This window comes from Saprospiraceae bacterium (assembly GCA_016712145.1).
Lineage (GTDB): Bacteria > Bacteroidota > Bacteroidia > Chitinophagales > Saprospiraceae > Vicinibacter.
Genome location: JADJRO010000003.1, coordinates 785,407 through 796,714, shown reverse-complemented (window position 1 = coordinate 796,714; position 11,308 = coordinate 785,407). Strand labels below are relative to the sequence as shown.

The 11,308-nt window shown below is 33.8% G+C and carries 10 protein-coding genes and 1 pseudogene; all 11 read right to left on the bottom strand.

What is annotated here, in order from left to right; translation table 11 throughout:
* Positions 1-53: 53 nt before the first annotated feature.
* The 11 genes and pseudogenes from IPK91_15975 to IPK91_15925 all read right to left on the bottom strand — a co-directional run bounded on the left by IPK91_15975 (position 54) and on the right by IPK91_15925 (position 11,237).
* The gene (locus tag IPK91_15975; protein ID MBK8298740.1) at positions 54-371 is read right to left on the bottom strand and encodes a hypothetical protein; all 318 of its coding nucleotides are present in this window, start codon (positions 369-371) and stop codon (positions 54-56) included.
* A gap of 112 nt (positions 372-483) precedes the next feature.
* The gene (locus IPK91_15970; protein ID MBK8298739.1) at positions 484-711 is read right to left on the bottom strand and encodes a hypothetical protein; all 228 of its coding nucleotides are present in this window, start codon (positions 709-711) and stop codon (positions 484-486) included.
* Positions 712-1,044: 333 nt separating this feature from the next.
* Positions 1,045-1,827: a T9SS type A sorting domain-containing protein gene (locus IPK91_15965; GenBank protein ID MBK8298738.1), complete on the bottom strand. Its 783-nt coding sequence runs from the start codon at positions 1,825-1,827 to the stop codon at positions 1,045-1,047.
* A gap of 129 nt (positions 1,828-1,956) precedes the next feature.
* Positions 1,957-4,599: a multicopper oxidase domain-containing protein gene (locus IPK91_15960; protein MBK8298737.1), complete on the bottom strand. Its 2,643-nt coding sequence runs from the start codon at positions 4,597-4,599 to the stop codon at positions 1,957-1,959.
* A gap of 148 nt (positions 4,600-4,747) precedes the next feature.
* Positions 4,748-6,796 carry a T9SS type A sorting domain-containing protein gene (locus tag IPK91_15955; GenBank protein MBK8298736.1) on the bottom strand — a complete coding sequence of 683 codons (2,049 nt, stop codon included), beginning with the start codon at positions 6,794-6,796 and terminating at the stop codon, positions 4,748-4,750.
* Positions 6,797-6,939: 143 nt separating this feature from the next.
* Complete coding sequence (locus IPK91_15950) at positions 6,940-7,398, bottom strand: heme-binding domain-containing protein (protein ID MBK8298735.1); 459 nt, start codon at positions 7,396-7,398, stop codon at positions 6,940-6,942.
* 7 nt (positions 7,399-7,405) lie between these two features.
* Positions 7,406-8,098 carry a DUF3347 domain-containing protein gene (locus tag IPK91_15945; protein ID MBK8298734.1) on the bottom strand — a complete coding sequence of 231 codons (693 nt, stop codon included), beginning with the start codon at positions 8,096-8,098 and terminating at the stop codon, positions 7,406-7,408.
* A 98-nt stretch (positions 8,099-8,196) separates the two neighbouring features.
* Positions 8,197-9,006 (bottom strand): hypothetical protein, encoded by an 810-nt coding sequence (locus IPK91_15940; GenBank protein ID MBK8298733.1) that lies wholly within the window; start codon positions 9,004-9,006, stop codon positions 8,197-8,199.
* Positions 9,003-9,531, bottom strand: a pseudogene (locus tag IPK91_15935) (heavy-metal-associated domain-containing protein). Before IPK91_15935 ends, IPK91_15940 begins: the two are co-directional and overlap by 4 nt.
* 248 nt (positions 9,532-9,779) lie before the next feature.
* The gene (locus IPK91_15930; protein ID MBK8298732.1) at positions 9,780-10,460 is read right to left on the bottom strand and encodes a class I SAM-dependent methyltransferase; all 681 of its coding nucleotides are present in this window, start codon (positions 10,458-10,460) and stop codon (positions 9,780-9,782) included.
* A 54-nt stretch (positions 10,461-10,514) separates the two neighbouring features.
* The gene (locus tag IPK91_15925; protein ID MBK8298731.1) at positions 10,515-11,237 is read right to left on the bottom strand and encodes a cation transporter; all 723 of its coding nucleotides are present in this window, start codon (positions 11,235-11,237) and stop codon (positions 10,515-10,517) included.
* Positions 11,238-11,308 lie beyond the last annotated feature (71 nt).

Genomic DNA, 11,308 nt, shown 5'->3' with positions numbered 1-11,308 from the left:
GAAGCGCTTTAAGTAATTTAAATTATGTCCAATTAAGGACATTCATAAATTCACTAACTGATTTTGGGCGGCTGCCAAATGTGGAAATACTCCACAGAAAGAAAGGTTTGATTAAAAACTGGAAAGCCTTTAGAGTGGACCGGAACTATATCAGAAAAAGTCACCAGATCATACAAGTTAATTACGGAAGTACCACAGCAAGAACAAATGCAAAAAGGGGTACAAGATTCTTTATCATTATCATGATGATCGTGGTCAGCATTTTCTGAAATGCTTATTTTCTGCAGATCATTACATTCATCCCCATCCCCACAAGGCACTAAAGCCAGCAGGAAAATATAGATACTGAAAGTGAACGCAAAAATTTTCATGGCTGCGAAGATAAGGACAAAGTCTTTAGTCTGTTGGCTATAAGATGAAATTAGCTTGTGAATAATGAAAATTAACGTAATCCTAAGGTTTTAAGTCTCTATTATGATTTTTCTACTCATTCTTGTCGACTTTTGGTTCTGCCGGTGCACAACAACCAACGGTTTCCCCACTTTTTAATGCCGACATTAAAAAATAGGAACCTTTTACTCCCGTACATGCTCCGCATGGCATGACCCAAACCATTACGACTATTTTTCCGGAATCAAGTGTATTAAAAAGATCATGAGGCACTCCTGAACAATCATTGCAGGTGAAGTTGGTGGCTTTTTCTTGTGCCATGATAATTGTTGAAAAAGCAACAATAATTATATAAAGTATATGTATTTTCATGAATTGTGGGCTGCAAATTTAAGGTTAATATTGTAAATATTTTTATTGAGTAAATAATTAATTAGGCTTAAAGGACTAAATTTATATAGCCATACCACCTGCGATAGAGGTTTTAATTCCTCTTAAACAGCATTCTGCATATGAAGATTTAAAGCGAATAAGGTATAAAAAAGAATTAAATTGTATTTCATGAATTATTAGTTATTATCTTATGGCTATTTTATAGAACAACAAGAGAAAATAAATTTCTTTAAAACAAGTTATTTAGTCTTTGTAAATTAATCAATGCGATACAGTAAACTTCGACAATTTGACTTTGTCGCCATATGTCAGCTTGATGTAATAAATGCCTGAATTATAATTGGCGACATTCAAATCCATTTTATTTTCACCGGCAGCTAGTTTACCTGAATACACAGATTGCAACAATTTACCTTCTGCATTTAAAAGTTCAATTTTCGTATTGAATGATTGTTCAAGATTGCAGCTAATAACAGTTGATTCATTTGCAGGATTTGGTGATGTCATTATTGAAATATCATTATTTTCTGTATCGTTTGTAGCTGTAATTATCAATGCGGTATTAATAGCTTTTTGCAGATTAACCGCGTTTACCGTATTGTTTACATTGTAATAAATTTTGTGATCAATTCCGGCCACGACAACAATTTTCGGCATTCCATCTGAACCATAATCGCTCATTTTAATTTTCGAATTTGAAAATCTTAATGAGAAAGTGTCTTCCTCAATTCCATTGGAAGTACACCAGCTGCCCAATGATTGGCAATTGGTATTTGCATAGTCGTCCACCATATAATAATAAACTTTGTTAGGATTGCTTAATTGGAAGCTTTTGACAATATTGTATGCCGTAATTGCAGGTCCTGTGCAAGCACCACAGGGCATTACCCAAACGAGGACGATTACTTTTCCTGTTTCTAATTCTTTAAAAAGCTCGTGCGAAACTCCTGAACAGTCATTGCAAGTGAAGTTGGTGGCATTGGTTTGAGCCATGATTATTGTGGAAGATGTAACTAATAGAAAAGAAAGTAACTGATTTTTCATTTTAACTAATTTTAGGTTACAAATTTACCTTCAAATATTGTAATTCCTATATTTTATTGAATAAATACTTTTTAAGGTAAATGGGTTAAATTTATTTGTTTAAAATCATGGCTGTCATGATATTTATTATTAGTAATTTATTGTAATGCCTCCCCCTAAACTCATGTCGCTATCATAATGTGATGAAATGGATAGATATTTTGTAACAATATACCTTCCTCCTAACATGTATTCTTTATCTGAATTGACCATGAAATTTAAACGCAACCGGCTTGTTAGCGGTATATCTTCTCTACCTAATTGAAAACGGAATTTACCATCGCTATCTATTCTTCCATCAGCAGTAACTAGCATAGGTAATGTATAAGCAAAACCTGCAACGACTGTTTTACGATCGTTTTTGTTGCTTTTTTGTCCGAACATGGTGTAGTCATCATCACCAAATAGGTTTGCATCCTCCTTTGGATTGTGTTTTTTAAAGTGATAATCAAAACCAATGTACGGAAATAGCCATTGCATTCTGTCCAAGTACCTTCCAACAGTAGTTTCACTTTCGTAACCGTGCCTAGCGTGATAACCCAAATGCCATAGTGTGTTTACCTTCCATCGGGTTTGTCCAAACATGGCTTCACCATCGCTACCATTGCTTTCTATACCCACCCTTGCCATAAAATGAAACTTCCGATCATCACTAAACAATTGCCGTTGTGCCAATTTCGGATTGGGTATTTCGGGGTTGGGCGGTGAGTTTTCGTAACTCAATACTCTACCCATTCCACTCATCATGTGGTAAAGGATATGACAATGAAAAAACCAATCGCCACTTTCAGTGGCAGCAAATTCAATCGTGTCTAATTCCATAGGCATAATGTCTATAATATTCTTCATGGGTGCATATTCCCCATGTCCATTCAGTACTCTGAAATCATGTCCATGTAAGTGCATTGGGTGGCGCATCATACTGTTATTGTAAATGATGATTCTTAAATTTTCACCTTTTTTAATTAATATTTTATCCGATTCTGAAACCGTCTTATTGTCTAATGTCCATACATAGCGATTCATATTACCAGTCAATTCAAATCTTAATTCTTTCAGTGGTCCTTCCGGCAAAGTCGTTTTGTTTGTTGCACGCAGCATCGTGTAATTCAATGTAACTATATCGGATGTTTCACTTTCCATATTCATCCCCTGCATACTATTATTATTGGGCATTTGCATATTGTGCTTATCATCCCCTTGCATATTCATTTTTTTTTCTTCCTTTTGCGGTTTATCCTCGCCGGTTATTTCAGGATACATGACAACATTCATATCCATCTCCTGATTTTGCATTTTCATTCCTTCCATTTCTATCAGGTTACCGCTCATGTCCATCATTGCATTCATCATTTTCATACCGGCAAAATATTTCAGCGTTGGTAATTTTTTTGCCGGAACTTTTTCTCCGCTACCTAACCAAAGTGAAGCTGAGTTAGTGCGATCTTCAGGAGTAACTAAAAATTCATAACTCTTGCTATCAGGGATTGTTACAACAACATCATATGTCTCAGATACTGCAATGATTAGTCTATCCACCTCAACCGGTTCTACATCATTGCCATCGCTGGCGACTACGGTAATTTTGCCGCCGGCATAAGTAAGCCAAAAATAGGAGGAGGCACCACCATTTGCAATTCGCAATCTTACCTTATCTCCAGCCTTAAATTGAGCTTGTTCATTTTGGTTTTTTCCATTGATTAAAAACTGATCATAATACACATCACTTACATCCATTGCATTCATGCGCTTCCACTCATTGGTAATTTTTGTCTTTAAATGGCCTTCTTTTATGGCTTCGTAATAGCTTTGGGTTGTTCCTTTTTTTATGGCAAACCAATCTGTAGCATTGTGCAGACTGCGATGAACCTCTTCTGGTTTCATGTCAGTCCATTCACTGAGCACAACTGGTAGAGTAGGAATGTCCCATTCTTTTCTTTTATTCATTATAAAGGAACCATACATACCGATTTGTTCCTGCAAACCTGTATGACTATGATACCAATGTGTGCCATGCTGTATAATCGGGAATTTATATAGATGTGTCGTTTGAGGCTTTATTGGCATCTGGGTAAGGTTAGGTACGCCATCATATTGATTAGGCAAAAAGAGTCCATGCCAATGCAAGGATGTTTCTTCATTTAAATTATTGTGTACATAAATTTCTGCAGTATCCCCTTCTGTAAATGTTAGTGTGGGCATAGGAATGATTCCATTCACTGCAATGGCTCGTTTAGATTTACCCGAAAAATTTACAAAGGTATCGGCAATGTACAAATCGTACCTTACGGTTCGTGGCGGCGTATTGTTTACAATTATTTTTATTGGTTTGTCTTGTGGTTTTTGCGCTGGCATATTATCCATGTTATTCCCGCCAGACGGACTGGCAGGCATTTTCATGTTATCAATAATCATCATATCCGTTTTCTCAGTCTTTGTCGATTCCTTACTCACAGGAATCGTATCATGGTTTTCATGAGAAGCTTGTGTTTTTTTTGGCTTTGCCTTTTTTGGTTTTGCTTTTTTTGATTTCTCGACAATTAAATCCATTCCGCATTTGGGACATTTGCCGGGTTTTGTGGCGTGAATTTCCGGATGCATGATGCAAGTATATGTAACCGGCTGTGCTTGGGTGACGTTTTCTTTTTTTGTCATATCCATACCCTTCATATCCTGAGCATTGACAATAGCCTGCAAAGAAAGCAAAAGGATGATAATTCTAAATAATTTCATTGTTAAATTGATTTTCATTGTCAAACTGATTTTGAATTTTATGCATTTTGGAATCATTAGCGTCGAATCGGCAAATAAAATCATAGAAGATTTTTAATTCAGAAAAATAAATGTACATAATTTAACATAGAAACTGGGTTTATAAAGATCATAGTTTCATAATTTTATAACTAAATAATTTGCTCTTTTTAGTTATTACTATAAAATAAATACCGATCACTATGGATTGATTGAGATGAATTTCATTTTCATAATCATTGTTCAGTATCTCTTTTTGAGATAATCTGCCAAGCATATCATGTATTATAATATCACAATCTTTTAAACTTGTAATGCTTTTAATGATTAAATTACTCCGGCTTGGATTTGGATATATTGTTATTTCATTTTTTGATTCTCCATCGTTCTTGGTCGATAAAACCAAGGATGTATCACCCATATTAATGTTGTCAATATACAAGCAATTACCCCCATCAGTTACATTGATAATTTTTAACTGCACATTTTTTGTTGTTGAATACGCAGTCATGTTGATATTAGCAGTTTTCCAAACAGTAGTTGAGTCTGGAATGTACTCTGTGGTTTGTGTAGGACCGGTTGTTAAGTTATTACCAGAACGGTAAAATATCTGTTGCCAGGTTAATCCACAATCTTTTGAAGCTAATACTATCAATTCATCTGAATAGCTTGGGGAGCTACGTGCATACGCCCATTTAAAACGAAGGAATGGCGTATTTGAATAAGTAGTAAAATTATAAGGAGGTAATACCAATGCATCACTTTGTCCATAATTTGTATTAATTAAATTATTTATTCGAACCGAAGCAATTCCTTGATAAGATGCCTTAGTAGTTCTTTCCCAAGTAACACCTGTATCTGCATTTTCTAAAATAATACCACTCGGGGGAAAACTTGTATTTTCGAATCCTTCATTTAGAGCTAAAGAATCTCCGGAAGCAGGTGTAGTAACGGTAATATAAGCTGTTTTTATTAAGCTGTCTTGTGAGGTAGCATTCCAAATTTTTAATTTTACTGCAAATGTACCTAGTGCAAAGTAGCTAACATTAGGATTTGCAGATGTATCTGATGAAGGAGTGCCCCCCTCAAATGTCCATAGATAATTAGTTGGTTTATTTAAAGAACGATTGGTAAAATTGATTTTACTGTCAATACATAGACCCGTTTTCGAAGTTGTAAAATCTGCAACGACTGGACAAAATGCAGGTTGAGGAAAAGTGGTATCACAACCCGTATCAATCAAATTTGCATTGCTCCATATAGTTGTGCGTATTGCTGTGAGCGTAGCTTGCATTCTTTCTCTTTGCCCTTCTGTGAACATGTTTTTGCAAGCATCATTGGTATAGTCCGTGTAATTTTGAATTTGATCCGGAACATCCGGAGAATCATTATGGCACGAATTGATAGATGAAGGACAACCAAAGTTTGGGATAGCAACAGGTGGCGTGTCGCACACTTTGTCTCCATCAGTACATGTATCTATGCCACAACCATTCTCAAAAGTATGATATAATCCAAACCAATGAGCAATTTCGTGAGTAAGTGTTCGACCTAAATTATTAGGTGCGGATGCTGTGCCCATATTTCCAAATGCATCATCACGCAAGACCACTCCATCAGCATCTGATGGACCACCAGGATATGAGGAATAGCCTAAAATTCCGCCATTTATTGAATTTACGATGTAAATATTTAAGTACTTATCCGGTGGCCAAAAACTTAATTCTTTTAATAAGTTCTGTTGATATGTTTGATGATTTGTAAGTGTAGATTTTAAACGAACTATACCGTTTGTGCATTTACCATTTGGATTTACTTTAGCCAGGCAAAATTGTATTTTTGTATCTACACCTGAACCATCACCATTGGTACCTGGTACTTTTCTAAAATCTTCATTTAATATTTGTATTTGACTAATTATTTGTGTGTCCAAAATATTTTCAACTCCGCCATTGTGAATAATGTGAACTACGACAGGAATGGTATAAATTCCTGAATTAAAGGCAAACTTGTTATCAGTTCTTTTTCGGGTGATCTCTTTCGATATTCGATTTTCAAAATCTGCTACTTCTTTTGATTTTGTATTGGTGAATAGACTAAAACCGCATGGTTCATTTATGCTTTGAGCATAAGAAGAATGATTTCCGAGAAGTACGAGGAGTAAAATAATATATTTCATAGTAAACCTACATCTTTTAAAATATCATAAATATGAAAAATCATAACAAAATAAGGGATTCTTTTTGATTATCCATTTTAAAAATTCATTTTTAATTTATATAACATTTTGGTTGACAATGGATATTTTATTCCCGCTATTTATTAATGTGAAAGACTATCTCTTGCATTATTTGCCCAATTGATGATTAGGTTTTTATCTTCCGCTGCAAGAATTGCATCTCTGTGAATAAATGTATATGAGGCTAAAGGCATGACATCATTTTCTATTTGTTTGGCAATTGATTTTAGTTTGCTTTCTTGCTTTCGTTTAGAATACGAACCGAAATCGCTAAAATTTAATTTTTCCTTTCCATTTCGAATATGATAACTTAAAAACCAACCCGCTGGTTGGATATAAATATAAAAGGGATAATTCGTGTTATTGCTATGGCAGTTGAAACAGGATTTTTTTAGAAGCATTTGCACGTTTTCCGGTACGAATACTGACTTGGAAATATCTGTATCTAAAACCTGCCCATTTTGATTATGGGCAGGTTGGATAAACTGAATTAGTACAAGTATGATGATAAATACGAATGATATTTTTTTAAACAGGATCATCATCTCGTCATTTAATCTCGCCTTTCATCACGCAGCATGCTGACATTTTTTTGCCTAAATATGGATTATTAATTTCTTTGGTTTCGCTCAACCATATTGCTCCTTGGCCTTTGTTATACTTCTGGCAAAAATCTTGATACAAGATTTGTTCACTGCCAAAGACTTTTACTAAATCAAAGATATCTTTGCTCAATGTTTCAAAATGCTCCCGTTGATGCTCAATGTTTCCACCATTATCCCCAATGTGTTCTGCGTGTTCTCTGGCATCTTCTTCAATCTCTTCAAACGCTTTTTTTTGTTCTGCATTTAAAGCGTTTTTATCAAAATTTTTAAAGGCAGACTCTAATGTCTTTCCTGCTGAGGCGGCATCTTTAGTATTATCTGCGGCAAGCGCATTTTTTAAAAGCAGGTAACCATTCACTATTTCCTTGATGGAAACTGCACCTCCTGTTTGTAAGCCAGTGCTTACATCAGAGTTGGTGGTTGCTGCTTTTGTTTCAGTTAGGCTCATACCACATTTAGAGCAATTGTCGCCTTTCTTTCCCTTTATTTCAGGGTGCATCGAACAAGCGTACACAGCTTCTGAACCAGGTTCGGAACTTACCGAAGTTGGTGTACTGCTTTCTTGTTGTGCCTGATTATTTTTGCAGGCAATAAGTGCCAATAACGTGGCAATTAGAATCATAATTGAATTCTTCATTTTTTAAATTTTAATTTATGAATAATAATGCTGTCACTTGCAGCATTTTTTGGTGAATAATATTTTGAATAACCAATTTAATAAATCTTTTACATATTTCATTTTGACACATTGAAAAAAGTATATTCTAAATTCAGATAAAATCCATTCGGAGCTGAACGTAACATTGAACTATACAACTCTTGTCTGTAAGCAACATCAATTCGGGCTTGACTAAAAATAATGAATTGAATTGAAGGTACAATATCGAAATATGATTTCCCATTATTGTGTAATGTTTGACCTACAAATTCAACCATTATATTGATATTAGTTTGCTTGTAGTTAGTGTATTTTTTTGGGTACATTAGTCTTCCTAGCGATAGTGTATAATTTGTGGCATTATCACTTTGCGAAGTTGGAAATATATAATCAGGTTTGTTGTCAAGAGCTTTTTCAAAACTAATAGAAGAGCTTATTGCTACTTTTTTTATTAGCTGCGTGGCTACAATTCCTGTTTCAAAACCCGTGTTATGTCCCATGATCTCAATTTGTTCCTGATGGATATCTGCATTATTGAAACTAAATCTTCCAAATGCAGCTATACGAAAATGCCGGTGCAAATCATCATTAGAATAAAAACGGTATTTAGCATAGAAGCTACCACCTTCGGTAATCAATTGATTACTTCTATTACTTACAAATGCTGATGTTCGTAGCATGAAGTTTTTATTAATTCCCCAAGTAACTTCGGGCATCAAATGGTAATTATAACCTGTTTTAAATTGTTCTTTAAAAAACGATTGTCCAATGCGAACATAAAGAGAACCAGCGGGCACATTGCTCGCAGGATCCGTAACTACAAAAAGTTCTTGAGCCGATATGTTATTCATTAGAAAAACCGAAGTAAGAATTAAAAACAATTTCATAAATTGACAAATTTGATATGATAATCATCTTCATTATTTAAAGGATATGAGGATATTTTTAAAGATTTTAGCAATTTTTTATATTCTTTCTGAGTAACGTAGCCTTTGTCATAAATTTTAAATTTTGTTTCTCCATTTTTTTTGTTAGGTTTTTCATTCAAAAGAATAAAAGTTGAACCATTAAGTAATATTGTATTGCTACTATCTGGTATTAAAGAGTCGGTTGGTACAAATAATATTAAGGAGCCTATAAAAAAACCAGCTTTTTCAATACTTTCTTTCAATACTCTTGGTTTTAATTGATTTCCTTTTTTTTAGATACACCACAAAAGTATTCGTATTTAAGTCGGTTGAAACACTATCTACATCATCCAAATTATAAAGTTGCTTATTGATAGCATTTGAACACATAGAACACGTTAATCCTGTTGCAACAATCTCTGCCATATTAATTTGAGCGAACACATTACCACTGAATACTATCGCTACAAGTATTGCCATTGAATTCATTTTACTAAATTTCATTGTTTCTTTTTTTTATAATTATTAATTATTTCTTTCTTCTGATGGATCAATTACAATCTAAAGCCCATTTTCATCAAATAGAAATTTAGATTGCATTTTCTTTCCAAAGTTTTTTTGAAAGTCCGATTAAAAAATGGTTTTGTGCATTATTATTACTTCTGATTTATCTGCTTTAGAAACTTATAAATTGGTAACATAATCAAAAATCATGAAAACAGATTTTGCTTTTAGTTCACAATGTGTGTAAATCATTCCTGAAATCTGAAGTGTGTGTTTACTGCTTTAATTGCTTTAAAATAGGAAAATGTACCTAACATTGTGTTTATTGATGTCACAATTACTACATTCAAAAATCCTGCATTTGAAATAAACTTAGGCAATAATCCTTTTACATTATCATTGGTAGTTTTGAATCCGTCTAAAAATTGGACAAATCTAAATGTAAAGCGCATCAATACGTTTTGGGCCTTACCCCAATCGGCAATTATAAGTGTTCCACTTGGCTTTAAAACACGATGAATTTCTTTTAAACATTTTAATTTTGATTCTGCATCTAATTGATGAAATACCAAGCAGCTGTATACTTTGTCAAATTGGTTCTCTTTGTATGGAAAAACATTACCTTCGTATAAGTTCAAGGGAATTTCAAGATTGTTTTTCTTTAATTTATACAAAGCAATTTCTTTAACTTTCGGATCAATATCCAATCCTTCAAGGTCTATATCTGGAATTGTTTTTTTTATTAAAATCAAATTTTGACCTGTTCCAAATCCAAATTCCAAAATTTTTTCACCCTTTAGGGGTACCAATTCTTCAACCAACTTTGACCTGATTATTTTTTCCGGCATAGTTATTTTTATCGCCAGATCATACCAAGCAGTCAAAAAGTTATAACCCAGGGCAGGAATAAATTTATCTTTCGTCATAATTAATTAGACTATAAGTCAATTTCAAATTAATAAGAATGGTATAGTTCATTGGCGTCATATCATTATTAATAACATGATACCGGACATGATTATCATCAATGCATCTTCAGTAATGGTGATCGTACTCATCGGCAAATTAAAAATTGCACCAAGACAAGCGCATTGAATTTTCTGTTTGTTTAGGACGCTTTGTAAAACACCTATGATGCTTAAGGACATTATGATAAAAGTAACGGTATTAGTCAAAATGGGTTGAAAATTACTAAGATATGCAAGTCCAAGACCCAATTCAGTGAATGCATAAATAAAGCCCCAGGCTTTAAATCGCTTTGCAATGACATCATACATGGCATAACTTTCAGCAAATCCTGACAAATTCAAGAGTTTGAAAAAAGAAAATACCAAAAAGAATCCTGCCATAAAATGTCGCATCCACATCATGAAGTCAAAATGATATTGGGTAAGCTGAACAATAAATGTGGCTAAAGTAATATAAACAAAAATCAAAATTATTGGTTTGTAGTTTTCAAACCAATTTTTGATTTGCTCGCTTTCTTCATCATGTTTGGTTATCGAAATTTGGTATTTGCTTTCAGTACCTCCTATGGCCTTTTGTAATTCAGATAACGGAATGTGATTATCCATGGTAATTGTTGCAGAATTTGATTCTCTTGAAACAACAACGGATGTTATTTCAGGTAGCATCAGTAAACCGTTTTTTACTGATGCTTCGCAACCACTGCAAGTCATACCTGCGACTTGATATGTATGTGTCATATTTATCTCAAATTGTTAATTGTTATATCTTCTTATGATTTAACTTTATCTGTTTTTCTGTTTCTCCGTTT

Excerpts from the sequence above, each read along its gene's own strand:
- IPK91_15975 (MBK8298740.1), bottom strand. The coding sequence starts at position 371 with ATGAAAATTTTTGCGTTCACTTTCAGTATCTATATTTTCCTGCTGGCT.
- IPK91_15970 (MBK8298739.1), bottom strand. The coding sequence starts at position 711 with ATGGCACAAGAAAAAGCCACCAACTTCACCTGCAATGATTGTTCAGGA.
- IPK91_15965 (MBK8298738.1), bottom strand. The coding sequence starts at position 1,827 with ATGAAAAATCAGTTACTTTCTTTTCTATTAGTTACATCTTCCACAATA.
- IPK91_15960 (MBK8298737.1), bottom strand. The coding sequence starts at position 4,599 with ATGAAATTATTTAGAATTATCATCCTTTTGCTTTCTTTGCAGGCTATT.
- IPK91_15955 (MBK8298736.1), bottom strand. The coding sequence starts at position 6,796 with ATGAAATATATTATTTTACTCCTCGTACTTCTCGGAAATCATTCTTCT.
- IPK91_15950 (MBK8298735.1), bottom strand. The coding sequence starts at position 7,398 with ATGATCCTGTTTAAAAAAATATCATTCGTATTTATCATCATACTTGTA.
- IPK91_15945 (MBK8298734.1), bottom strand. The coding sequence starts at position 8,098 with ATGAAGAATTCAATTATGATTCTAATTGCCACGTTATTGGCACTTATT.
- IPK91_15940 (MBK8298733.1), bottom strand. The coding sequence starts at position 9,006 with ATGAAATTGTTTTTAATTCTTACTTCGGTTTTTCTAATGAATAACATA.
- IPK91_15925 (MBK8298731.1), bottom strand. The coding sequence starts at position 11,237 with ATGACACATACATATCAAGTCGCAGGTATGACTTGCAGTGGTTGCGAA.